The organism is Sulfitobacter aestuariivivens (genome assembly GCF_014763045.1).
Lineage (GTDB): Bacteria > Pseudomonadota > Alphaproteobacteria > Rhodobacterales > Rhodobacteraceae > Sulfitobacter > Sulfitobacter aestuariivivens.
In genome coordinates, this window is sequence record NZ_JACTAG010000007.1 from 1 (window position 1) to 23,933 (window position 23,933).

16 protein-coding genes, 3 tRNA genes and 3 rRNA genes are annotated in these 23,933 nt (G+C 57.9%); 19 read left to right on the forward strand and 3 right to left on the reverse strand.

The window, feature by feature from the left end; genetic code table 11:
* The first annotated feature begins 244 nt into the window (after positions 1-244).
* Complete coding sequence (gene clpB / locus H9Q16_RS20345) at positions 245-2,860, forward strand: ATP-dependent chaperone ClpB (protein ID WP_191077318.1); 2,616 nt, start codon at positions 245-247, stop codon at positions 2,858-2,860.
* 65 nt (positions 2,861-2,925) lie between these two features.
* On the forward strand, positions 2,926-3,579 hold the full coding sequence (locus H9Q16_RS20350) for an HAD family hydrolase (protein WP_191077319.1): 654 nt from the start codon (positions 2,926-2,928) through the stop codon (positions 3,577-3,579).
* Positions 3,580-3,591: 12 nt separating this feature from the next.
* On the opposite strand, the gene H9Q16_RS20355 is transcribed toward H9Q16_RS20350, so the two are convergent.
* Positions 3,592-4,773, reverse strand: a complete 1,182-nt coding sequence (locus H9Q16_RS20355) for a calcium-binding protein (protein ID WP_191077320.1) — start codon at positions 4,771-4,773, stop codon at positions 3,592-3,594.
* A gap of 246 nt (positions 4,774-5,019) precedes the next feature.
* On the opposite strand from H9Q16_RS20355, the gene msrP reads away from it, so the two are divergent.
* A complete protein-coding gene (msrP, locus tag H9Q16_RS20360) occupies positions 5,020-5,925 on the forward strand; it encodes a protein-methionine-sulfoxide reductase catalytic subunit MsrP (protein ID WP_191077321.1) in 906 nt (301 codons plus the stop codon).
* A 98-nt stretch (positions 5,926-6,023) separates the two neighbouring features.
* Here msrP and H9Q16_RS20365 read toward each other — a convergent pair whose 3' ends face one another.
* Positions 6,024-7,076 carry an arylsulfotransferase family protein gene (locus H9Q16_RS20365; protein WP_191077322.1) on the reverse strand — a complete coding sequence of 351 codons (1,053 nt, stop codon included), beginning with the start codon at positions 7,074-7,076 and terminating at the stop codon, positions 6,024-6,026.
* A 67-nt stretch (positions 7,077-7,143) separates the two neighbouring features.
* On the opposite strand from H9Q16_RS20365, the gene H9Q16_RS20370 reads away from it, so the two are divergent.
* The 14 genes from H9Q16_RS20370 to aspS all read left to right on the forward strand — a co-directional run bounded on the left by H9Q16_RS20370 (position 7,144) and on the right by aspS (position 21,135).
* Entirely contained in the window at positions 7,144-8,319 is a 1,176-nt protein-coding gene (locus H9Q16_RS20370) for a cytochrome P450 (protein WP_191077323.1), read from the forward strand.
* Positions 8,320-8,321: 2 nt separating this feature from the next.
* The gene (msrQ, locus tag H9Q16_RS20375) at positions 8,322-8,927 is read left to right on the forward strand and encodes a protein-methionine-sulfoxide reductase heme-binding subunit MsrQ (RefSeq protein ID WP_191077331.1); all 606 of its coding nucleotides are present in this window, start codon (positions 8,322-8,324) and stop codon (positions 8,925-8,927) included.
* A gap of 885 nt (positions 8,928-9,812) precedes the next feature.
* A 16S ribosomal RNA gene (locus H9Q16_RS20380) occupies positions 9,813-11,274 on the forward strand.
* Positions 11,275-11,432: 158 nt separating this feature from the next.
* Positions 11,433-11,509, forward strand: a tRNA-Ile gene (locus tag H9Q16_RS20385).
* Positions 11,510-11,653: 144 nt separating this feature from the next.
* Positions 11,654-11,729 (forward strand) — tRNA-Ala (locus H9Q16_RS20390).
* Positions 11,730-12,135: 406 nt separating this feature from the next.
* Positions 12,136-14,964, forward strand: a 23S ribosomal RNA gene (locus H9Q16_RS20395).
* Positions 14,965-15,058: 94 nt separating this feature from the next.
* Positions 15,059-15,173: ribosomal RNA gene (gene rrf / locus H9Q16_RS20400) — 5S ribosomal RNA — on the forward strand.
* Together the 16S, 23S and 5S rRNA genes with 3 tRNA genes alongside form the textbook arrangement of a ribosomal RNA operon.
* Before the next feature lie 79 nt (positions 15,174-15,252).
* Positions 15,253-15,329 (forward strand) — tRNA-Met (locus H9Q16_RS20405).
* Between the two features lie 123 nt (positions 15,330-15,452).
* A complete protein-coding gene (gene rpiB / locus H9Q16_RS20410) occupies positions 15,453-15,902 on the forward strand; it encodes a ribose 5-phosphate isomerase B (RefSeq protein ID WP_191077324.1) in 450 nt (149 codons plus the stop codon).
* A 111-nt stretch (positions 15,903-16,013) separates the two neighbouring features.
* The gene (locus tag H9Q16_RS20415; RefSeq protein WP_191077325.1) at positions 16,014-17,501 is read left to right on the forward strand and encodes an FAD-binding oxidoreductase; all 1,488 of its coding nucleotides are present in this window, start codon (positions 16,014-16,016) and stop codon (positions 17,499-17,501) included.
* On the forward strand, positions 17,498-17,902 hold the full coding sequence (locus H9Q16_RS20420) for a hypothetical protein (RefSeq protein WP_191077326.1): 405 nt from the start codon (positions 17,498-17,500) through the stop codon (positions 17,900-17,902). The genes H9Q16_RS20415 and H9Q16_RS20420 overlap by 4 nt, the downstream gene beginning before the upstream one ends.
* Positions 17,902-18,954, forward strand: coding sequence for a hypothetical protein (locus H9Q16_RS20425; RefSeq protein ID WP_191077327.1), 1,053 nt, complete (start codon positions 17,902-17,904; stop codon positions 18,952-18,954). Before H9Q16_RS20420 ends, H9Q16_RS20425 begins: the two co-directional genes overlap by 1 nt.
* The gene (locus tag H9Q16_RS20430; RefSeq protein WP_246455907.1) at positions 18,938-19,228 is read left to right on the forward strand and encodes a hypothetical protein; all 291 of its coding nucleotides are present in this window, start codon (positions 18,938-18,940) and stop codon (positions 19,226-19,228) included. The genes H9Q16_RS20425 and H9Q16_RS20430 overlap by 17 nt, the downstream gene beginning before the upstream one ends.
* Positions 19,229-19,281: 53 nt before the next feature.
* Entirely contained in the window at positions 19,282-21,135 is a 1,854-nt protein-coding gene (gene aspS, locus H9Q16_RS20435) for an aspartate--tRNA ligase (protein ID WP_191077333.1), read from the forward strand.
* Positions 21,136-21,190: 55 nt separating this feature from the next.
* Here aspS and H9Q16_RS20440 read toward each other — a convergent pair whose 3' ends face one another.
* Complete coding sequence (locus tag H9Q16_RS20440; protein WP_191077328.1) at positions 21,191-21,667, reverse strand: hemerythrin domain-containing protein; 477 nt, start codon at positions 21,665-21,667, stop codon at positions 21,191-21,193.
* Between the two features lie 164 nt (positions 21,668-21,831).
* Here H9Q16_RS20440 and H9Q16_RS20445 point away from each other — a divergent pair, with 164 nt between their 5' ends.
* Positions 21,832-23,214, forward strand: a complete 1,383-nt coding sequence (locus H9Q16_RS20445) for a DUF1800 domain-containing protein (RefSeq protein WP_191077329.1) — start codon at positions 21,832-21,834, stop codon at positions 23,212-23,214.
* A 13-nt stretch (positions 23,215-23,227) separates the two neighbouring features.
* Positions 23,228-23,933, forward strand: a 706-nt coding sequence (locus H9Q16_RS20450) for a DUF1501 domain-containing protein (RefSeq protein ID WP_191077330.1), incomplete at its 3' end; no start/stop codon positions are given.

The following is a 23,933-nucleotide window of genomic DNA, read 5'->3' on the forward strand; positions in this document are numbered from 1 at the left end:
TATTTTTTTCTTGCGATATGTATTCTTGGTGATAACAGCCGCGAAAAAGTTAATATTACCAGCACCTTCCGCAGCTGCCTTCACTCAGCGGAATTTAGCGCACGGATTGAAAAAGAATGTCCAAATGTCAGGTGTCCGGCCTCTTGAATCACCTCTTTTTGTTCCCAAATTGAGGGCAAGGCCCAGCCGCCGCGTGCCGCCAAGCGGGCGCAGCATATCGGGCGCTTTATAAAAGGAGAGACCCATGGACTTGAGCAAGTTCACGGAACGGTCGCGCGGTTTCATTCAGGCGGCCCAGACGATTGCAACACGGGACAGTCATCAAAGACTGGCACCCGATCATCTACTCAAGGCATTGCTTGACGACGACCAGGGCCTGGCCAGCAATCTGATTGCGGCATCAGGCGGTGATCCTGCGCGCGTCACTCAGGCGCTGGAGCTTGGCCTTGGCAAGATGCCGAAGGTCAGCGGCGATGCGGCGCAGACCTATCTTGATAGTGCCACAACCAAGGTGCTGGCCGAGGCAGAGACGATTGCCAAGAAAGCCGGCGATAGCTTTGTGCCGGTTGAGCGGATTTTGATGGCGCTTTGCATGGTCAAATCCGGTGCAAAGACGGCGCTGGAAGCGGGGAACGTGACTGCACAGGGCCTGAACGCGGCGATCAATGATGTGCGCAAGGGGCGCACGGCTGATACTGCGTCTGCCGAGGACGGGTACGAGGCGCTAAAAAAATATAGCCTTGATCTGACGGCGCGGGCCGAAGAGGGCAAGATTGATCCGATCATCGGGCGGGACGAGGAAATTCGCCGCGCGATGCAGGTGTTGAGCCGCCGGACCAAGAACAACCCTGTGCTGATCGGTGAGCCGGGCGTGGGCAAGACCGCGATTGCCGAAGGGCTTGCCCTGCGGATTGTGGATGGCGACGTCCCTGAGTCGTTGCGCAACAAGCGGTTGCTCGCGCTCGATATGGGGGCCCTGATCGCCGGTGCGAAGTATCGCGGAGAGTTTGAGGAACGTCTCAAGGCCGTGCTGACCGAGGTCACGGAAGCGGCTGGCGAAGTGGTTCTCTTCATTGATGAAATGCACACCCTTGTGGGGGCGGGCAAGGCAGATGGCGCAATGGATGCGTCTAACCTGCTGAAGCCTGCGCTGGCGCGGGGTGAATTGCACTGCGTCGGGGCCACCACGCTGGATGAATATCGCAAGTACGTTGAGAAAGACGCGGCTTTGGCGCGGCGGTTCCAGCCTGTGATGGTCTTGGAGCCGACGGTCGAAGACACGGTCAGCATCTTGCGCGGTATCAAGGAAAAGTACGAGCTGCACCACGGTGTGCGGATCAGTGACAGTGCCCTGGTGGCGGCGGCAACGTTGTCGCACCGCTATATCACGGACCGTTTCCTGCCGGACAAGGCCATCGACCTGATGGATGAGGCCGCGAGCCGTCTGCGGATGGAAGTTGACAGCAAGCCCGAAGAGCTGGACGCACTGGATCGCCAGATCCTGCAGTTGCAGATCGAGGAAGAGGCGCTGAAGCTGGAAGACGATCAGGCGTCAAAGGACCGTTTGGAGACGCTGCAGAAAGACCTTGCCGATCTGCAGGAGAAATCCGCCGGGATGACAGCGCAGTGGCAGGCCGAGCGGGACAAGCTGGCCGGCGCACGCGACATCAAGGAACAGCTTGATCGCGCGCGGGCTGAGCTGGACATCGCCAAGCGTGAGGGCAACCTCGCCAAGGCAGGTGAGCTGTCCTATGGCGTTATCCCGCAGCTTGAAAAGGAGCTGGAGGAGGCCGAGAGCCGCGAAGATGGCATGATGGTCGAAGAGGCCGTGCGGCCAGATCAGATCGCCAGCGTTGTCGAGCGGTGGACGGGCATCCCGGCCGGCAAGATGCTGGAAGGGGAGCGTGACAAGCTTTTGCGTATGGAAGATCAGCTGCACGGACGTGTGATTGGTCAGGACAGTGCTGTGCGGGCCGTTGCCAATGCGGTGCGGCGGGCGCGGGCCGGCCTGAATGACGAAAACCGTCCGTTGGGATCGTTCCTGTTTCTCGGACCGACCGGCGTGGGTAAAACCGAGCTGACCAAAGCCGTGGCCGAGTTCCTGTTTGACGATGACAACGCCATGGTGCGCGTCGACATGTCGGAGTTCATGGAAAAGCACGCGGTGGCGCGTCTGATCGGTGCCCCTCCGGGCTATGTGGGCTATGACGAGGGCGGTGTTTTGACCGAGGCCGTGCGGCGGCGCCCCTATCAGGTGGTGCTGTTCGACGAAGTCGAAAAGGCGCATCCGGACGTGTTCAACGTGCTTTTGCAGGTGCTGGATGATGGTGTGCTGACCGATGGTCAGGGCCGCACCGTCGATTTCAAGCAGACGCTGATTGTGCTGACCTCGAACCTTGGCGCGCAGGCGCTGAGCCAGTTGCCGGACGGCGGCGACATGGGCAAGGCCAAGCAGGATGTGATGGACGCAGTGCGTGCGCATTTCCGGCCCGAGTTCCTGAACCGTCTGGATGAAACGATCATCTTTGACAGGCTCGGGCGCGAAGATATGGACGGCATCGTTGATATCCAGATGGCGCGGCTGCTCAAGCGGCTGGCGGGTCGCAAGATTGCGCTTGAGCTGGATGAAGGTGCGAGGAAGTGGCTTGCCGATGAAGGGTATGACCCGGTGTTCGGTGCGCGTCCGCTCAAGCGTGTCATTCAGCGTGCCTTGCAGGATCCGCTGGCAGAGATGCTGCTGGCTGGTGACGTAAAAGACGGGGATACGGTGCGTGTGTCCGCCGGGGCTGATGGGTTGATCATCGGGGACCGCCTGGCCTCGACCAACCGGCCCAAGCCGGACGATGCGACCGTGCATTAAGCGCGCAGCTATAGTTAAAGGAGAGGGCCGGGGTTTTCCCGGCCCTTTTGCGTTGTGAGGTGTTTATGCAGCCGGTGAACTATGTGCTTTTCGATTGCGATGGCGTGCTGGTGGACAGTGAGCCGATTACAAATCGTCTGATCCGGGACGAATTGGCGTCATATGGGCTGCACATGCGGCTGGATCAGGTGATTGATATGTTCGTCGGCGGTACGATGAAAGGCGTGATGACCCGCGCCCGCGAGATGGGGGCGGCCCTGCCGGATGACTGGCTGGATCAGATCTATGCCCGGATGTTTCAGGCGCTGGGCGAGGGGTGCACCGTGATCCCCGGAGTGCCTGAGATGCTTGACCGGCTGGATGCGGCCGGGATCGGATATGCCGTTGGGTCCAACGGGCCAATGGCCAAGATGGAGGTGACATTGGGTCGGTGCGACTTGTGGCAGCGATTTGAAGGGCGGGTTTTTTCCGCACATGACTGTGCTGAGCCCAAACCTGCGCCCGATGTCTATCTCAAGGCGGCAGCCGCGGCAGGGGTGGACCCGGCGGATTGCGTGGTAATTGAGGACAGCGCGTCAGGCGCGCGAGCCGGAAAGGCGGCGGGCATGCGATGCTTTGGATATGTGGCGCAAACACCGCCGGACAGGCTGCGCGGGATTTGCGATCAGCTTTTTACCGACATGGCGAATTTGCCCGCATTGCTGCGGCGGGTTGCCTGACCCGTTTGGTGCTCAGAACAGGATGTCTGCCGGTTCAAAGTCTGCAAGCATCAGCCCGTCCAGCAGGATCGTTCCGCCCCAGTTGCCACGGATCATGACGCCGTCGTTGGTTTCGCTGATGTTGAGCGCGTCCGGTCCGGACAGGCCAAGGGCGGTCATGTCGATGAGGTCGTCGTCGGATTGAAAGCTCATGATGGTGTCGTGGCCGTGGGATTGTTCGAAGACAAAGACATCGTCGCCGTGGCCGCCGTGCAACTGGTCATGGCCCTGACCACCGTTAAGTGTATCGTCGCCCCAGCCGCCGTTGAGCGTGTCGTGGTTAAGCCCGCCGTGGATGCTGTCATCGCCGGAGTTGCCGCACACAAGGTCCTTGCCCTGTCCAGCATCAATGGTGTCGTTGCCCGACCCTGCATAAATTTCGTCATTGCCATTGTCGCCAAGGATGCTGTCGTCGCCGGATTGGCCGAACAGCACATCCCATCCGACGCCACCATCAAGGCTGTCGTCACCGGTGCCGGACCAGAGCGTATCGTTGCCCTGATCTCCGAAGAGCGCGTCATGCCCGCTGCTGCCGATCACCCAGTCGTTGCCTTCGCCCCCTGCGACCGTGTCATTGCCGCTGCCGCCGTGAACGCGGTCGGCGCCTGCGCCGCCGTCAAGGTTATCGTTGCCGCTGTTGCCGGTCACGTCGTCGCTGTTGGCGCCACCCGACATCGTGTCATTGCCGCGCCCGCCGATCAGGGTGTCATCGCCCTGATCCCCGACGATCAGGTCGTGTCCTTCGCCGCCGATCACAGTGTCGTCGCCTGAACCGCCGGTGACCGTGTCGTTGCCGTCTCCGCCGTTGACATAGTCGTCGCCGCTGCCGCCGTGGGCGGTGTCGTTCTGCCAGCCTGCGCGCAGGAAGTCGTTGCCGGAGCCGCCTTCCAGCAGGTCCGCGCCGCCGCCCGCCTGGATAAAGTCGTTGCCGCCATCGCCCTGGATCGTATCGTCGCCATAGCTGCCATAAAGACTGTCATCGCCGTTCAGCCCGGACACGATGTCGTTGCCATAGCTTGCCCGGATCAGGTCCGCGTCATCTGAGCCGGTCAAGGTTTCGCCATCGCGCGTGCCATTGAGGACAAGGGCGTTCTCGGGACCCGTAAAGGGAGTGTCGAATGGGCGCCGGAAGATATCGTGCATAAGTCGTGTCATGGAACGGGCCTGTGATGATGTGTTTATCCTCTCATCATAAAAAATGGTGGCTGCATTGGGGCGAGGCCGGGCACTCGGGAAGGCATTTTAGAGGTGCAAATGGACAACTGTGCGCATGCTTTGCGGATTACGCAGACAGATAAACTGCTCTGACAATTTGGTGTGTTGCCTGAAATCTGCGCTAAATCCTTTGGTCTTGTCCGCCCGCCCCCCTAGATAAACGTCAGGCAACCCAAGGAGTGCAGGATGGCCAACCGCTGGACCAACACTTTGAAAGACAATGACGTCACCCCCGAATCCGCCTATCTCAACCGGCGGCAGTTGATGGCGGGGGCCGCCGCAGGCGTCGGGCTGGCGGGCATCGGCGGGCAGGCACAGGCTAAAGAAAGCCTTGAGCCAAACTCCTGGGAAGACATTACCCAATACAACAACTTCTATGAGTTCGGCACCGGTAAGACCGATCCGGCGGCAAACGCGCATATGCTGACCACCCAGCCCTGGACGGTGCGGATTGACGGGATGGTCGACAAGCCCGGCGATTTTGCGTTCGAAGACATCATGAAGGCGATGACCATCGAAGAGCGCATTTACCGCCTACGCTGTGTCGAGGCATGGTCGATGGTGGTGCCGTGGAACGGGTTTGAGCTGGCCGATATGCTGAACCTTGCCGGTGTGCAGTCGGGCGCGAAGTACGTGGCCTTTGAGACGCTGTTGCGGCCCGAAGAGATGCCCGGCACGCGCTACCGGGTGATCGACTGGCCTTATGTCGAAGGGTTGCGGCTGGATGAGGCGATGCATCCGCTGACGATCATGGCGACAGGCATCTACGGGAAAGATATTCCGAACCAGAACGGCGCGCCGCTGCGGTTGGTGGTGCCTTGGAAGTACGGATTCAAATCGATCAAGAGTGTGGTGCGCGTGACCTTGACCGACAAAGAGCCGCCGACCAGCTGGAACAAGACCCTGCCGAATGAGTACAAGTTCTACAGCAATGTGAACCCCAATGTGGACCACCCGCGCTGGAGCCAGGCAACGGAACGAAAGATCGGTGGCGGGCTGTTTTCGCAGCGTATACCGACGTTGATGTTCAACGGGTATGAGGAAGAGGTGGCCCCCCTTTACGAGGGGATGGACCTGGTAAAGCATTTCTGACGGTCGCACGGAAACTTTGAAAGTTTCCGACCGTTTTCTTTCAAGAAAGCGATTTGCTGCGGGGATGGCGGAGCCTTTGAAGTGTCCGGGGCGGTTCGTCAGAGACGCCCCTCGATCTCGGGGCCGTCGCGTTGGTAACGCCGGGCGCGGAATAACCAGTTGAAGCGCCCCAGACGGTCGTGTTCGCAAAAATACGGGCTGACATATTCCCAGACGACATCATTCTGCGGTGTCACTTCGGCCACGCAACCTCGTGCGCCTTCACACACCAGCGTGTTGCCGGACCACAGCCGCTGGCATCCTGACACCATGGGCGAAAAGAACCCCAGCGGGTTTTGTTTTTGCCGGTACCGCCAGACGAGGTCACGGCTGTCCGGATCAAGCTCCCAGACTTCGCTGGCGTGCAGGTCCGAGGCGTAGGTGCCATTGGCAAACAACAGGATGTTTCCGCTGTCCAGCATCTGGGCGTCGTGTTGGCCGCCCATGGCATCGTTCTGGTAGTGCCAGTCGACGGCGTCGGTGGCTGGATTGACGATAAAGAGCAGGTTCATCGACTTTGAAGAGATCAGGTAGCGCCCGTCGTTGAGGGGGAAGACTGTGTTGGCGTGGCCATGTGCCCATCGGTTGGCGTTGCGATGCAGGGGAAACCGGTCAAAGCCCAAGGTGGTGAAGGGCCATTCCCAGCGGACGTTACCTTTGGCATCGACCTGGCGAATGACCTCGCCTGCCAGGCCGTCTTCGGGTTCTGTTCCCGGGACGCCGCCCTTGACCGCGGCCTGATCGGCCTCGGACAGAGGGACATTTGCAAGATAGACCGCACCGCCATCTGCCAGCATGCGGGCATCGTGGTGCTGGCCGGGGTCCTCGTGTTGCCAGATCACGGTGCCATTCCAGTCGTAGATGCACAGCCTGCCGCTAAGCGTCAGGTCCACGCCGGAGGGGGCGTCGACGCGTTCGTTGGTGAAAAGACGCCCGCCGGGCAGCAGATAGCTCCATTTCGTGAGTCCGACGCGGGTTTGCCAGCGGTGCACCTCCTGCCCGGTTTCATCAATCAGGTAGACGGTGTCACCCTGCATCGGCGCGATCAGGGTAACGCCTTTGGTCATAAGGTCAGGATCACTGTGGGTGAGGCCGGTCTGGGTAAAGAGCATGATGATGCCTTGATATTGTATCGCCGCGCGCGACAGTATGGTGCGCGATCGTAGGAGGCGGCATGCAATGAAGGCAACGGAATATGCGACGGATTTCTATGCCGATGCCTTTATCATGGATCCGATCCCGCATTACGCCGAGATGCGCGCGGCGGGTCCGGTCGTCTGTCTGCCCGAAAACAAGTGCTATGCCGTGGCGCGCTACAATGAGGTGGTGGAGGTATTGCGCGGTGCGGACCGGTTTATCTCTGGCCGCGGGCTGTCACTGAACGACGCGGTGAACAAGCTGCTGATTGGGAATTCGCTGAATTCGGACAGTCCGGATCATGAGCGCCGGCGCGCCATTACGGCTGTGCCCATCATGCCCAAGAACATCGCCCCGCTGGAGACCTATATAAAGGACACCGCGCAGGGCTTGGCGGAGGCGCTGGTTGCCCTGGGGCGGTTCGATGCTGTTGATGATTTCGCGACGGTCTTGCCGTTGGCGATTGTTGTCGATCTGGTCGGGCTGAGTGATGAGGGCAAGGGCGAGATGCTGAAATGGGCGTCGGCGGCGTTTAACCTGTTCGAGGGGTTCAACGCCCGCAGCCACGCCGCGTTTGACGACCTGAAGGGGTTGCAGGATTATCTGGCCGAACACGGGCGGCGCGACGCCTTGAAGGAAGGCGGGTTGGCGCAGCGGATTTTTGATGTCGCGCCGGAAAAAGGGTTCTCGCAGGACGAAGCGGCGCAGTTGATGCGCGACTATATCAACCCGTCACTGGATACGACGGTTTCTGCGGCCGGATTTGCCGCCTATTACTTCTCCAGGTTCCCCGATCAATGGGACCGGCTGCGGGATGATCCGGATCTAATCCCGAATGCCGTGGAAGAGATCGTGCGCATGGCCACGCCGATCCGGGCGTTTTCGCGGTATGTGGCGCAGGATACCGAGATTTCTGAGGTGCAGATCGAAAAGGGCGCGCGGATCATCGCGGTTTATGCATCGGCCAACCGGGATGAAACGGTCTGGGACAACCCGGATCGCTTTGATGTGAGCAGGCGTGTGCGCAAGCACCTTGGCTTTGGTCATGGCAAGCATACCTGTATGGGGCTGCATCTGGCGCGGCGCGAATTGATCAACCTGATTGATGCAATGCGCAGCCGTGTCAAACGTTGGGAACTGGACGGAGAGCCTGAAGTGGCCATGAACAACACCATCCGCGCCTTTGCGCATTTGCCCGTTCGGGTGATCCCGGCGTGAGTCTGGTGGATCGCATCAATGGGTTTGCGCGCAAGGTGCCGACCTGGCCGCTCTATATAATATATCTGCTGCCGGTGCCGTGGCTGTTGTATCTGGCGCAAACCGGCGGGCTGGGGCGCGAGCCGATCAAGGCATTGGAACATGAACTTGGTGAGATCGCTTTGCAGCTGTTGATCCTGGGGCTGACCATTACGCCGCTACGACGGTATCTGGGGATCAACCTGATCAAGTTTCGCCGGATGTTGGGGTTGCTGGCCTTTACATACGTCACGCTGCATCTGGCCGTTTGGGTGGTGCTGGATATGAACCTGCTGTGGTCGCAGATGTGGGCGGATGTCTGGAAGCGGCCCTATATCACCATCGGCATGGCCGGGTTTCTGGCGCTGGTCCCGCTGGCGATCACATCGAACAACGCGTCCGTACGCAAACTGGGCGCGGCTGGGTGGCGCAATCTGCACAAGCTGACCTATGCGGCCGTATTGATGGGCGGCATTCATTACATCTGGCTGGTCAAGGGCATTCAGATAGAGCCGCTGATCTATATGGCGGTGATCGTGATCCTGCTGGCGCTGCGTCTGCCCAAGCGCAAAGCGCCTCAGCGCGCCTAGAGCCTCTTTGTTGCCGTTCTTGCGTGCTGAGGGCGACGATTTCGGGTCGCGGGCGGGCGTGGTGGCGGAATCGGTGCATGAATCGGGTCGCGCTGCCCAATTGCGCATCGGTTTACGAACCCCCGAGTCGCGGAATCGGTGGTGTGCGGCGGGTGATTCACGCAAATTCAACAGGTGAGTCCCGGGAATCGCTGCCCTTTGAGGGGGTGATTTGGTGAATCGGGGGTGAGTCTGGCCAAAAATGATTGCGATAACGGGGTGAGTCCCGCCAGATTCAGGGCCTGACGCTGTGGATAACCACGTAAATCGGTCAAAGGGGCCCGAAATTGACCCATGGTCAGAGCAATAATGCTGCTTAAACACCCCCTTTTGGGGCAATAAACAACAATCAACCTTCTGTTTTTATGAGAAAAATGGGGTCCGCCACAAAAAATGCACTTTTCTCGAAAAAAGGGGTTGCGGGTCAGGGCCAGTATTCGTAGATACGCCCTCACCGGAGACGCAGAGATGCAGACACGGGGCGCCGAGAGGCCGGAGCGGAGACGCCGAGGCAGCGAAGCGGAAGAATAAATCAGAGGTAAACGAGGCGGGGCGCGCCAAAGAAGTTAGGGCGCATCCAGTCACTTTTGTCTCTACGCTCTTTGAAATTGATGATATCTGAAGAGATATGTGGGCGGTTTGGTTCATTCGATGGATCAACGTCTGTATATCGCGCTCTTAGGCTTCGGCCGATGATAGAGTGTCAGCTTCACTGTTTGGACGGTTTCTTGTTTTCTTATGAAAACCTGAAGCACAACAAACAGAGAATGGTCTGCATCTTTCAGTAATGGATGCAGGTCGATGTGCAGAGGTTCGAACGTCAAGGATAAGCGAGCAATCGCTTTTCAACTTGAGAGTTTGATCCTGGCTCAGAACGAACGCTGGCGGCAGGCCTAACACATGCAAGTCGAGCGCACCCTTCGGGGCGAGCGGCGGACGGGTTAGTAACGCGTGGGAATATACCCTTCTCTACGGAATAGCCTCGGGAAACTGAGAGTAATACCGTATACGCCCTTCGGGGGAAAGATTTATCGGAGAAGGATTAGCCCGCGTTAGATTAGATAGTTGGTGGGGTAATGGCCTACCAAGTCTACGATCTATAGCTGGTTTTAGAGGATGATCAGCAACACTGGGACTGAGACACGGCCCAGACTCCTACGGGAGGCAGCAGTGGGGAATCTTAGACAATGGGCGCAAGCCTGATCTAGCCATGCCGCGTGTGTGATGAAGGCCCTAGGGTCGTAAAGCACTTTCGCCAGGGATGATAATGACAGTACCTGGTAAAGAAACCCCGGCTAACTCCGTGCCAGCAGCCGCGGTAATACGGAGGGGGTTAGCGTTGTTCGGAATTACTGGGCGTAAAGCGTACGTAGGCGGATCAGAAAGTTGGGGGTGAAATCCCAGGGCTCAACCCTGGAACTGCCTCCAAAACTCCTGGTCTTGAGTTCGAGAGAGGTGAGTGGAATTCCGAGTGTAGAGGTGAAATTCGTAGATATTCGGAGGAACACCAGTGGCGAAGGCGGCTCACTGGCTCGATACTGACGCTGAGGTACGAAAGTGTGGGGAGCAAACAGGATTAGATACCCTGGTAGTCCACACCGTAAACGATGAATGCCAGTCGTCGGGCAGTATACTGTTCGGTGACACACCTAACGGATTAAGCATTCCGCCTGGGGAGTACGGTCGCAAGATTAAAACTCAAAGGAATTGACGGGGGCCCGCACAAGCGGTGGAGCATGTGGTTTAATTCGAAGCAACGCGCAGAACCTTACCAACCCTTGACATCCTGTGCTAACCCGAGAGATCGGGCGTCCACTTCGGTGGCGCAGTGACAGGTGCTGCATGGCTGTCGTCAGCTCGTGTCGTGAGATGTTCGGTTAAGTCCGGCAACGAGCGCAACCCACATCCTTAGTTGCCAGCAGTTCGGCTGGGCACTCTAAGGAAACTGCCCGTGATAAGCGGGAGGAAGGTGTGGATGACGTCAAGTCCTCATGGCCCTTACGGGTTGGGCTACACACGTGCTACAATGGCAGTGACAATGGGTTAATCCCCAAAAGCTGTCTCAGTTCGGATTGGGGTCTGCAACTCGACCCCATGAAGTCGGAATCGCTAGTAATCGTAGAACAGCATGCTACGGTGAATACGTTCCCGGGCCTTGTACACACCGCCCGTCACACCATGGGAGTTGGTTCTACCCGACGACGCTGCGCTAACCTTCGGGGGGCAGGCGGCCACGGTAGGATCAGCGACTGGGGTGAAGTCGTAACAAGGTAGCCGTAGGGGAACCTGCGGCTGGATCACCTCCTTTCTAAGGATGTTCCTAGCCAAGATTGTTCGCAATCTTCATGGAACACTTAGCAAGATCGGCAAACAAAGCCGGTCAAAATTGGTTGTCTTTCCAAGGCAACCTGGACCGAGCCGTCCTCATATCTCTTCAGTAATTGAACACGGGGCTACTACCCGTATGGGTCGGTAGCTCAGGTGGTTAGAGCGCACGCCTGATAAGCGTGAGGTCGGAGGTTCAAGTCCTCCTCGACCCACCAAGCCTTTTCCGCAGGAAAGGGCGTTGGCCAGGCAGTGCATTCGCAAAGCGAATGTCACGAGATGGCTTTGCTGATGTGCTTCCCGGCATCTTTGCTGCGCAAAGAGCCTGCCAGCACGACGCGCGTTTGCTTTGCAAACGCTCTGGGGCCTTAGCTCAGCTGGGAGAGCGCCTGATTTGCATTCAGGAGGTCAGCGGTTCGATCCCGCTAGGCTCCACCATTTACCGCAGAACACATCTGCAAGCACTCATCAGAGTGTTTGGACGTCTGTTCTGCAGACGACGTGTCAAGCCTTAGGGTTTGCACAAATTGACATCGTAAAGAGAGATACCGTCACTTTGAGAGTAATCTTGAAGTGACAAACGACACTGTTGGTCGCTTCGAGTAAGAAGATGATCTCAGTTCGGTTCCGCATCATGCGGAAGGCATCTGGATCGAGTGTTTCCTCGCTTATCCTTATGTATCCCGGCTGACAAAGACAGTGTTGTCCAAGTCAAGTACACTAACCAAATGCAGACCTGCACGGGTCTGCATGGGAAAGTATGCTTTTGATACAGAATAAGGGTCGGCAGTTGTTCCAGCTTCTGCTGATCGCGCAGGACGCTAGTCTTGCTTTTTCTGGATCAAATCAAGCGCGAAAAGGGCGTTTGGTGAATGCCTTGGCAGTAAGAGGCGATGAAAGACGTGATACTCTGCGATAAGCCATGGGGAGCCGAGAATAGGCATCGATCCATGGATTTCTGAATGGGGCAACCCACCTGATACTTTGTTATTATTACCCGCAAGGGTAGCTAATAATGAGGTAAACCAGGTATTTATGACCTGAATACATAGGGTTATAAAAGCAAACCCGGGGAACTGAAACATCTAAGTACCCGGAGGAAAGGAAATCAATTGATACTCCCCTAGTAGCGGCGAGCGAACGGGGACCAGCCGAGCCATGAGTGTGGTCAGAATGCGTTGGAATGCGCAACCAGAGTGGGTGATAGTCCCGTATGAGAAGCATGATTGGACGTATTAAGTAGGGCGGAACACGTGAAATTCTGTCTGAAGATCGGAGGACCACCTTCGAAGGCTAAGTACTCCTTACTGACCGATAGTGAACCAGTACCGTGAGGGAAAGGTGAAAAGCACCCCGACGAGGGGAGTGAAACAGTACCTGAAACCGAACGCCTACAACCAGTTGGAGGGACCTTGCGTCCTGACAGCGTACCTTTTGTATAATGGGTCATCGACTTGGTCTCACGAGCAAGCTTAAGCCGTTAGGTGTAGGCGCAGCGAAAGCGAGTCTTAATAGGGCGTCGAGTTCGTGGGATCAGACCCGAAACCGAGTGATCTAGGCATGGCCAGGTTGAAGGTAAGGTAACACTTACTGGAGGACCGAACCCACATCTGTTGAAAAAGATCGGGATGAGCTGTGCCTAGGGGTGAAAGGCCAATCAAACTCGGAGATAGCTGGTTCTCTGCGAAATCTATTTAGGTAGAGCGTCATCCGAATACCCTCGGGGGTAGAGCACTGGATGGGTAATGGGGCCCCACAGGCTTACTGATCCTAACCAAACTCCGAATACCGAGGAGTACTAGATGGCAGACACACGGCGAATGCTAACGTCCGTCGTGGAGAGGGAAACAACCCTGACCTCCAGCTAAGGCCCCTAATTCATGGCTAAGTGGGAAAGCAGGTGAGACGACCAAAACAACCAGGAGGTTGGCTTAGAAGCAGCCATCCTTTAAAGATAGCGTAACAGCTCACTGGTCTAAATAAGTTGTCTTGCGGCGAAGATGTAACGGGGCTCAAGCCATGAGCCGAAGCTGAGGATGCATTTATTGCATGGTAGCAGAGCGTAGTGTGACATAATTCCATGTCTCCTTACCGGTTTCGACCGGATTGGAGACGCGGAGTTTTCTGTGAAGCCGGCCTGTGAGGGATCCGGTGGAGAGATCACTAGTGAGAATGATGACATGAGTAGCGACAAAGAGTGTGAGAGACACTCTCGCCGAAAGTCCAAGGGTTCCTGCTTAAAGCTAATCTGAGCAGGGTAAGCCGACCCCTAAGGCGAGGCCGAAAGGCGTAGTCGATGGGAACCAGGTTAATATTCCTGGGCCAGATGGAAGTGACGAATCATGAAGATTGTCGGAATCGGCGTAGTTGCCCCGGCAGTTAATTGGTTCCTGGAAATAGCTCCATCATTAGATCGTACCCTAAACCGACACAGGTGGACAGGTAGAGTATACCAAGGCGCTTGAGAGAACTATGTTGAAGGAACTCGGCAAAATACCTCCGTAAGTTCGCGAGAAGGAGGCCCGGTTCCTAGGCAACTAGGGGCTGGGGGCACAAACCAGGGGGTGGCGACTGTTTATTAAAAACACAGGGCTCTGCGAAGTCGCAAGACGACGTATAGGGTCTGACGCCTGCCCGGTGCCTGAAGGTTAAAAGGAGGAGTGAGAGCTCTGAATTGAAGCCCAGGTAAACGGCGGCCGTAACTATAACGGTCCTAAGGTAGCGAAATTCCTTGTCGGGTAAGTTCCGACCTGCACGAATGGCGTAACGACTTCCCCGCTGTCTCCAACATAGACTCAGCGAAATTGAATTACCGGTCAAGATGCCGGTTACCCGCGGTTAGACGGAAAGACCCCGTGCACCTTTACTACAACTTCACACTGGCATTAGGCCGAACATGTGCAGGATAGGTGGTGGGCTTTGAAGCGTGAACGCCAGTTTGCGTGGAGCCTCCCTTGAGATACCACCCTTGTTCTGCTTGATGTCTAACCGCGGTCCGTTATCCGGATCCGGGACCCTGTGTGGTGGGTAGTTTGACTGGGGCGGTCGCCTCCTAAATCGTAACGGAGGCGCGCGAAGGTTGGCTCAGAGCGGTCGGAAATCGCTCGTTGAGTGCAATGGCAGAAGCCAGCCTGACTGCGAGACTGACAAGTCGAGCAGAGTCGAAAGACGGCCATAGTGATCCGGTGGTCCCAAGTGGGAGGGCCATCGCTCAACGGATAAAAGGTACGCCGGGGATAACAGGCTGATACTGCCCAAGAGTCCATATCGACGGCAGTGTTTGGCACCTCGATGTCGGCTCATCTCATCCTGGGGCTGGAGCAGGTCCCAAGGGTACGGCTGTTCGCCGTTTAAAGAGGTACGTGAGCTGGGTTTAGAACGTCGTGAGACAGTTCGGTCCCTATCTTCCGTGGGTGTAGGATACTTGAGAGGAGTTGCCCCTAGTACGAGAGGACCGGGGTGAACGATCCACTGGTGGACCAGTTGTCGACTACGGCAGTGCTGGGTAGCTATGATCGGACAGGATAACCGCTGAAGGCATCTAAGCGGGAAGCCCCCCTCAAAACAAGGTATCCCTGAGGGCCGAGGTAGACCACCTCGTCGATAGGCCAGAGATGTAAGCGTAGTAATACGTTCAGTTGACTGGTACTAATTGCCCGATAGGCTTGATTTGATCCAGTAGAAGCAAGATTTCTACTCTTAAATCAAAAGCATACACATACACATGTCAGCGTACATGACTTGGACATTCCAGAGGATTTACTTGGTTTGGTGATCATAGCGAGAGCAAAACACCTGGTCCCATCCCGAACCCAGCCGTTAAGTGCCTTAGCGCCGATGGTACTGCGTCTTAAGACGTGGGAGAGTAGGTCATCGCCAAACCTAGTAAGTTCTCTGGAATTCGTATCTCTCTTTCGATTTACCTCAGCTTTGTTTCGACCAGGTTCGAGGTCACTTTTGGCGCGGGATGGAGCAGCCCGGTAGCTCGTCAGGCTCATAACCTGAAGGTCGTAGGTTCAAATCCTACTCCCGCAACCAAAAATACCGCCCTCCGGGGCGGTTTTTTGTTGTTTAGGGCTCTCTTGGTCAGGTACTTGCCTCTGGCCGCCTGATTGTGCACTGAGTGCGGCGTCAGCACTCTGAGACGGAGATCCCACCCTCATGCCTTCCGCCAAACGTATTGTCCTTTCCAGTGATCACGCGGCCATCGAATTGCGGCAGGCGGTTGCCAGCCATATCGCCGAACAGGGATGGGAGGTGACGGATATTGGTCCGACATCGCCAGAAAGCACCCATTATCCGACCCACGGAGAGGCCGCGGCGCGTCATGTTGCGGATGGCACGTCGGACCTGGGGATAATTCTGTGCGGGACCGGTCAGGGGATCATGATGGCGGCCAACAAGGTGAAGGGCGTGCGTTGTGGCGTGTGTTCTGACACGTTCTCAGCCCAGATGATCCGGGCCCATAACGACGCGAATATGCTGGCGTTGGGTGCCCGTGTGATCAGCGAAGAGCTGGCGCTTGAGATTGTCGATGCTTTTCTGTCCACCGACTTTGAAGGGGGGCGTCATGGCACCCGTGTCGACATGATCAGGGCAATCGAAAGCTAGACATCTGCAGACGGCACCCACTGTGCAACCTTCAAGGTATGGAATTTCCCCGTAGCGAGGGGCGATTTGATGCGTCATGTTGTGAGCCAAGCAACAGGAAATGAGGCGCAGATGGGACATTGGACACGCCGCACCGCACTTTTCGGGGCCGGGGCCGCCGCTGGCGCCTTGGGATACCGCGCTTTGCGGTCGCAGAACCCCACGCTGGACGGCACGACATTCACCGGCACCGGGTCCAGAGACGGCACGCTCAATGATGCCAGCCTGCTGAGCGAAACACCCATTCACAAACACATCATCCTGACCGAAGACCCTGGTGAGGCATTGGTTGCCGCGATCCGGTCTGAGATGAAAGAGGCCCGCGAGAACGGCCGACCGGTCAACATCAGCGCTGCGCGGCATTCTATGGGCGGGCAGGCGATCCCGCTGGAGGGTCACGCGATTGCCTATGACAATGGGAGGGTGGAGCCTGATATCGCCAATGCCACTTATCGCGCTCATGCCGGTGCGCGCTGGTCTCAGGTCATCCAGACCATTGATCCCATTGGATTTTCCCCCGCAGTGATGCAATCCAACAATGACTTTGGCGTTGCCGCGACGTTCTGTGTCAACGCCCATGGCTGGCCGGTGCCCTTTGGCCCGATGGGTGCCACGGTGCGGGAGATCGAGATGATCCTGCCCGATGGCGAGCTGGTCACCTGTTCCCGTGAAGCAAACGCGGCGTTGTTCAATCAGACCATGGGCGGTTATGGCCTGACCGGGGCAATCACCGCGATGACGGTGGATATGGAAAAGAACACGCGCCTTGAACCGACGTTTGAGAAAATGCCTGCGGGCGTATTCCACACTGCATTTGACGCAGCGGTCAAGGATCCGGCGGTGACGATGGCCTATGGACGTCTTAACGTGGAGAGGGGCAGTTTCTTTGAAGAAGCGCTGCTGATCACCTATCGCGAAACAGACGATCAAAGCGATCTGCCTGCCGCAGCCGGGTCTGGCTGGATGAGCCATGTAGCCGGCCGGGTGTATCGCGGGCAATTGGGAAACGAGCGCATGAAATCGGTGCGCTGGTGGTTCGAGACGGATCTGGGGCCCTTGGTTGGTGGCGGGGAAACCACGCGCAATTCGCTTATCAATGAGCCTGTGGTCACGCTGGATGATCGCGATGATACGCGCACAGACATCCTGCACGAGTACTTCATCGGCTTTGACCGGTTCCCTGATTTTCTGGAGGTTTGCCGCCGGGTGATCCCAGCGTCCTATCAGGAGTTCCTGAATGTGACGTTGCGGTTCATCAACACGGATGACGAAAGCTGGCTGAGCTATGCGACCGTTCCACGTATCGCTGCGGTGATGTCGTTTTCCCAGGAAATGACGGTGCGGGGGGAGGCGGATATGGCACGCATGACCCGCGAACTGGTCGACGGGATCACCGCCATCGGGGGCACGTACTATCTGCCCTATCGCCCCCATCCGACTGTTGCGCAGCTGGAACGCGCCTATCCGCTGGCGGCGGCCTTTGCGGCGGCCAAGCGGGCGATGGACCCTGATCTTTTGTTCCGCAATAACCTTTGGGACAGCTATCTGGAGCAGCTATGACCACCTTACGATACATCTGCATCGGTTATTTCATTGCCCTGATGATCGCCGCGTCGTTGAATTACATTCCGGGGCTGACGGATGATCAGGGCCTCGCCTTTGGCATTTTTGCGCTGGATATCTTTGACGACAGTCTGCATGTGGCTTCGGCTCTTTGGGCGCTGGTGTCGGCAGTGGTGTCGCACAAGGCGTCGCGGTTCTTCCTTCTGGTTTTCGGCGCGCTTTATCTGGGTGACGGGGTTTTCGGGTTCTTTACGGGATATGGCTATCTGGATCTGGGCATCTTTACCAATGCGAACGAGGGGATGTCGTTTACCTTCCTGCGCCTTGCGGCGAACGTACCGCATCTTTTCCTTGGAGGCTTTGCCCTTTGGGCCGTCTGGAAGCTGGACCGCCGCTGATGCGCTGGCTGCTGAAATGGGGGGTACGGTTGATTGCGATCGTGGTCGCGCTGGTGGTTTGTCTGCTGGCGCCAGTGCTTTACGTGGAATTTGCCTGCAAAGGCGACCGGATCGCCCAGCCTTATACCGCGATTTTGCCACCCGATCACCACAGGTCAGAGGCACGTACGCTGCTGACCTATCCAGAATGGCACATTGTGCATGCCTATGATGACTATGCGCAGGTGATCAAAGAGGGTGATCCGCATGATTTCGGCTATCTCAAGGCGGTGCGAACCTATTGGTCGTCGTTATGCGCGCTGAAAAAGCGCAGCGTGGCGCATGGGGGGATGGATACGCAGACCAAGCAGCTGGTGTATGTCATCGGAGCGAGTTTCAGCGCTGAACTGGCACTGAAGGCTATGTATGAAGAAACGCTGGGGCGATTGGCGACCTGGGTCCGGGGGGATGTGCAAAGCCCGCTGGATATCCTGTCTGCCGAACAGGCGGCGGCTTATGCCACGTTCTTGCAGCAGACGCCCTGGTATAAATGGGATTTTGCCGGTGATATCGCCGCTTTGAAAACGGCCCGGACAGAGGTCTTTCGCGACCGGGAGCGGTTCTTTGCCTTGCGCAACGAGTTCGCTGCCAAGTCGGTCTATGCCGGTGTGATCGCCGATGCCGTTGCCAATGTCGGTGCGGATGCCTTGCGCATCCGGATGATCATGTCAGGCGCTGATCAGGATGCGCTGGCTGATGTCGATGGCGTCACTGTGATTGGGAACCGGCCCGAGGGCGTGGAGATTGAAACCGGGCGGTACCGGGCCCTGACAACGCTGTTGGTGCGGTTGTCTGAGCTTGATCTGGCCATTGTCGAGATGGCGGGCAATGATGACATCATGTTTACGGCCATTTCCCCAGACCCGAGCCATCCGGAGGCTTTGTTCAGTTTCCCCCGACAGGGTTATGGCGATTATCGTCATCTCTTTGTGGTAAAGACGGCAGACTTGCTGGTCAGGCTGCAGGACATGGCGCAAGGTCCGATGAGGGTGGAGCATGTCCATGATTATTAGGGCGGGCCTGATGTGTGCCATCATCGTCGCGTGCTGGATCGGCGTGCTGGCGGCGGTGATGTATGTCTCTGACGCAGCACCGGCTGCTGTCGTGATGCTGCCCAGCGACAGCTTCATGGCGACCCTGCCGCAGGGCGTGGCGATCACAGGTCAGAGCGCGATCAGCGTGACCCTGAGCAGTGAGAAAGGTGGCCTTGCCGCAGCGCTCTATGCGGCGGGGGCCGCGCTGGTGTTGCCGGCAGGCCTTTTGGGGTGCGCGCCCTTGACTTCCTGACCCCTTGGGCCGTACCTGCGCGGGATGATTTTACCCCTCTGAAAGGGCCCGACATGCACGCCTATCGCAGCCATACCTGTGCCGAACTCAACGCGTCAAACGTGGGCGACAAGGTCCGCCTTGCGGGCTGGGTGCACCGGGTCCGTGACCATGGTGGGGTGCTTTTTATCGACCTGCGCGATCACTATGGCATGACGCAGTTGTTGTGCGATCCCGACAGTCCGGTCTTTGCCGATGTCGAGAAAGTGCGTTCCGAATGGTGCATCCGGATTGATGGTGAGGTGAAGGCGCGCGACGAGAGCCTTGTGAACACCAAGATTCCCACGGGCGAGGTCGAGGTATTCGTGCGTGACCTCGAGGTGCTGGGCGACGTGAAAGGGGACTTGCCGTTGCAGGTATTTGGCGATCAGGAATATCCTGAGGAAACCCGCCTGCGGTATCGGTATCTGGATCTGCGTCGCGAGAAGATGCAAAAGAACATGAAGCTGCGCTCGGACGTGGTGACGTCGATCCGCAAACGCATGTGGGATCAGAATTTCCGGGAATTCCAGACGCCGATCATTACCGCGTCCAGCCCCGAAGGCGCACGGGATTTTCTGGTGCCCAGCCGCCTGCATCCGGGCAAGTTCTATGCCCTGCCGCAGGCCCCGCAGCAGTTCAAACAACTGTTGATGGTGTCGGGCTTTGACAAATATTTTCAGATTGCGCCGTGTTTTCGCGATGAAGACCCGCGTGCGGACCGGTCGCCCACTGATTTCTACCAACTTGACCTTGAGATGAGCTTTGTTGAACAGCAGGACGTTTTTGACGCGATCCAACCCGTTTTGACGGGTGTGTTCGAGGAATTTGGCGGTGGCCGCAAGGTGGACCAAACCTGGGAGCAGATCAGCTACAAGGACGCGGCGCTTTGGTATGGTTCTGACAAGCCTGACCTGCGCAACCCGATCAAGATGCAGGTCGTATCCGAGCATTTCGCGGGCTCTGGCTTTGCGATTTTCGCCAAGCTGCTGGAACAGGACGGCACCGAAATTCGCGCCATTCCTGCGCCCACGGGTGGCAGCCGCAAGTTCTGCGACCGCATGAACGCCTATGCGCAAAAGGAAGGGCTGCCCGGGATGGGCTATATTTTCTGGCGCAAGCAGTCGCCCGACAGTATTGCCCAGGAACGCGGGATCACCGTCAAGGAGGTCAACGCGCTGATCAAATCCGGCGAGATCGTGCTGGGCAATGAAGCCGCAGGCCCGCTGGCCAAAAACATCGGCCCGGAGCGGACAGAGGCGATCCGCCAGCAGTTGGGGCTTGAGGTGGGCGACGCGGCCTTTTTCCTTGGGGGCAAGCCCAAGGCGTTCGAGGGTGTCGCGGGCCGTGCGCGGAACGTGATTGGCGAAGAGCTGGGTCTCACGGACAAGAACCGTTTTGCCTTTGCCTGGATTGTCGATTTCCCGATCTACGAACAGGACGAAGAAACCGGCAAGATCGATTTTGAACATAACCCGTTTTCCATGCCGCAGGGTGGGATGGAGGCGTTGCAGGGTGATCCGCTGAGCGTGCTGGGCTATCAGTACGATCTGGCCTGCAACGGGTACGAGCTGGTGTCAGGCGCCGTCCGGAACCATAAGCCAGAGATCATGTTCAAGGCGTTCGAGATTGCAGGCTATGGCGAGGACGAGGTGCGCAAGCGCTTTGGTGGCATGGTGAACGCGTTCCAATACGGCGCGCCGCCCCACGGGGGGTGTGCGGCAGGGATCGACCGCATCGTGATGCTGCTGGCAGACGAGGCGAATATTCGCGAGGTAATCCTGTTCCCGATGAACCAGCGTGCCGAAGATCTGATGATGAACGCGCCCAGTGATCCAACGTCAGACCAGCTGATGGAACTGGGTTTGCGGGTTATTCCGCAGGACTGAAACGCGAAGGGGCCGCGCAAAACGCGGCCCCTTACCCCACACCCCGGATGGAGGATTAATCCTCCAGCGAGTCCTCTTTTTTCTTTTCCACCAGCGCGCGTTCCTCGACCTTGCGGTCGCGGAAACGCTTTCCATAGCCTTCGATTTCATCGTCGCTGATGACCTCTTTGGCGCGGGTGAATACCTCGTTCTCTTCTTCTTCCATGTGATGCTCGTATTCATGCTTGAGCGTCTTGAACCGGGTGAGCCAGCCGGGGGATGACATGTCCATCTCGTTCAGCTCTTCCATGATATCGTCAAGCTGTTGGTGTTCGTGCACCGAATGGCGCGCGGCATCCTGGCCCCAGGTCTTGGAGATCAGTTTGGAATAAAAGGTTTCTTCTTCGGCTGCAGCGTGCGCTTTGACGTCGTTGTAAAACGTCTTCCAGGCGACTTTGCGTTCCATGCTGTCGCCGGTGGTATCTTCCAGCTGCTCAAGAAGGGTGCGATGATTGTCGTGATCAGATTTGATGGCATCATAGATTGAGGGCATTGGGTTTCCTCTCTTGTTGCGGTTGATGAGACAACCACCAGACCGCTGCGGGGTTCCAGCGTCGTTCGGTCTATTCTGGCCGATTGCCGGCCAGGGTCCGATCATTGGGTGCATTCGGTCGGCGACGCCCTATATTTTAGGTGACACTGCGGGAGAACAGCCAAATGTCCTTTACGCCTCAGCTTGCGGAACGACGATTCGGGTACGGGCTTTCGCCCTATCTGCCTGCACCTTCGGGCATTGAGCAGATGCTGGATCACGTGCAGGGCGCGGATCCGATGAAGGCACGGTTTGCGATTGATGATTACTGGTACATTCAGGACCGGATGATGGCGTTTAACCGTTTTGTCCGGCATGCGCGCGAAAACAAGGGTTCAGCCGAGGGGGAGGCATCACACGCCAAGGCGCGCGAGACCGCCCGGCAGGTCACGTTTTCACACGCCCGCTGGTTCGCGCAAACGCAGCTTCGCCGGATCCACACCGTCAACGGCTTTCGCGAGCGTTTGGTCGCTTTCTGGGCGGATCACTTTACCGCCAAGGGCAAGCAGGGCGTATTGAGACGCGCCAATCCGCTTTACGTGGAAGAGGCGGTGCGGCCCCATATTACGGGGAGTTTTGCCGATCTGCTGTGGTCTTGTGTGCATCATCCGCTGATGTTGCAGTACCTTGATCAGGAAAGTTCTGTCGGGCCCAACAGCACGCTGAGCCGGCGCAATCCCGGCAAGCATGGTCTGAATGAAAATCTGGCGCGCGAAGTGCTGGAGCTGCATACCCTCGGCGTTGGCGGCCCCTATGGACAAGACGACGTGCGCGCCTTGGCCGGGTTGATGGCGGGGCTCAGCCGGGGGCGCGATTTCGGGTTTGCCTATCGTGCCGGCATGGCAGAGCCGGGTCCGCAGACGATACTGGGTATCGAGTATGGTTCGGAGAAGTCTGTGGCGCGGATTGAGGCGGCGATCCGTGATCTGGCGACCCATCCGGTGACGGCGGCCCATATTGCCCGCAAGCTTGCCGTGCATTTCGTCGCGGATACGCCGCCGCCTGCGCTGGTGGACGAATTGCGCGAGACGTTTCTGTTGTCGGGCGGCAATTTGATGGCAGTCTATGAGGCGCTGTTGCGCCACCCCCGGGCGTGGGATCTGCCGGCGACCAATATCCGCCCGCCCGGTGAATTTGTCAGTGCGGCGTTGCGGGCTCTGGCGGTGACGCCGGAGGAGTTTGCCGCTCTCGATTTCCAGCAAATCAGGCGCTATTTCTTCAGCCCCTTCACGGTGATGGGGCAACAGTGGCTTGAGCCGAAAGGGCCGGACGGTTTTGAAGAAAAAGACAGTGCGTGGGTTACGCCGCAGGGTATCGCGGGGCGCATGGAATGGGCGATGCAGATGCCGCGCAAGATCAAGGTGGAGCTGCCTGATCCACGCAGCTTTGCAGAACAGGCGTTAGGTCATCTGGTGCCGCCGCGCGTGGCCTTCGCTGCAAGCGCGGCTGAAAGCCGGGCCGAGGCTGTCGGCCTTGTGCTGATGTCGCCCGCGTTTCAGCGGCGCTAGATAGGAGAGACCGATGACCGAGAGTTTGAACCGTCGCCATTTCCTGACCCGTACCGGGGCGCTGGGCTGTTCGTTGGCGGCAAGCCCGTTGATCACGCCAGTGGCCTTTGCCGACGCGCCCTGGCAGCGTCGGCTGGTGGTCATCATCCTGCGGGGCGCAATGGATGGTCTTGATGTGGTGCGTCCCGTGGGCGACCCGGCTTTTGCGGCCCTGCGGCCCCGGTTGAACGCATCGGCCCAGGCGCTGCCGCTGGATGGCTATTTTGCCCTTCATCCCGGTCTTGAACCGCTGATGCCGCTTTGGCAGACGGGCGAATTGGGATTCATGCATGCGGTCTCAACCCCCTACCGCGACAAGCGCAGTCACTTTGACGGGCAGGACATGCTGGAGGCGGGGACCGCTAATTTGAACAGCACATGGCGCGATGGCTGGCTTAACCGGCTGTTGCAACATATGCCCGGCGTTGCCTCGGACACGGCGTATGCGATTGGTCACAGCGAGTTGAAAGTGCTGGACGGTGCTGCGGAGGTCGCCAATTGGACACCCGACGCAGACATCAAGCTGAGCCCGCAGGCGCAGCGGCTGGCAGAGATGGTGATGGAGGATGATCCCGCGATGCATGCCGCCCTCTCCGAGGCGTTGCAACTTTCAGATGGACAGAACCTTCAGCGGCGAAAAGGCACGCGCAGACAGCAGGAGGTTGCACGATTTGCGGCGT

Bases quoted from the DNA above. Each gene is read 5' to 3' on its own strand.
- H9Q16_RS20445 (WP_191077329.1), top strand. From the start codon at position 21,832: ATGTCCTTTACGCCTCAGCTTGCGGAACGACGATTCGGGTACGGGCTT.
- H9Q16_RS20370 (WP_191077323.1), top strand. From the start codon at position 7,144: ATGAAGGCAACGGAATATGCGACGGATTTCTATGCCGATGCCTTTATC.
- aspS (WP_191077333.1), top strand. From the start codon at position 19,282: ATGCACGCCTATCGCAGCCATACCTGTGCCGAACTCAACGCGTCAAAC.
- H9Q16_RS20430 (WP_246455907.1), top strand. From the start codon at position 18,938: ATGTCCATGATTATTAGGGCGGGCCTGATGTGTGCCATCATCGTCGCG.
- H9Q16_RS20355 (WP_191077320.1), bottom strand. From the start codon at position 4,773: ATGACACGACTTATGCACGATATCTTCCGGCGCCCATTCGACACTCCC.
- H9Q16_RS20365 (WP_191077322.1), bottom strand. From the start codon at position 7,076: ATGCTCTTTACCCAGACCGGCCTCACCCACAGTGATCCTGACCTTATG.
- rpiB (WP_191077324.1), top strand. From the start codon at position 15,453: ATGCCTTCCGCCAAACGTATTGTCCTTTCCAGTGATCACGCGGCCATC.
- msrP (WP_191077321.1), top strand. From the start codon at position 5,020: ATGGCCAACCGCTGGACCAACACTTTGAAAGACAATGACGTCACCCCC.
- H9Q16_RS20415 (WP_191077325.1), top strand. From the start codon at position 16,014: ATGGGACATTGGACACGCCGCACCGCACTTTTCGGGGCCGGGGCCGCC.
- H9Q16_RS20350 (WP_191077319.1), top strand. From the start codon at position 2,926: ATGCAGCCGGTGAACTATGTGCTTTTCGATTGCGATGGCGTGCTGGTG.
- H9Q16_RS20440 (WP_191077328.1), bottom strand. From the start codon at position 21,667: ATGCCCTCAATCTATGATGCCATCAAATCTGATCACGACAATCATCGC.
- H9Q16_RS20420 (WP_191077326.1), top strand. From the start codon at position 17,498: ATGACCACCTTACGATACATCTGCATCGGTTATTTCATTGCCCTGATG.
- clpB (WP_191077318.1), top strand. From the start codon at position 245: ATGGACTTGAGCAAGTTCACGGAACGGTCGCGCGGTTTCATTCAGGCG.
- H9Q16_RS20425 (WP_191077327.1), top strand. From the start codon at position 17,902: ATGCGCTGGCTGCTGAAATGGGGGGTACGGTTGATTGCGATCGTGGTC.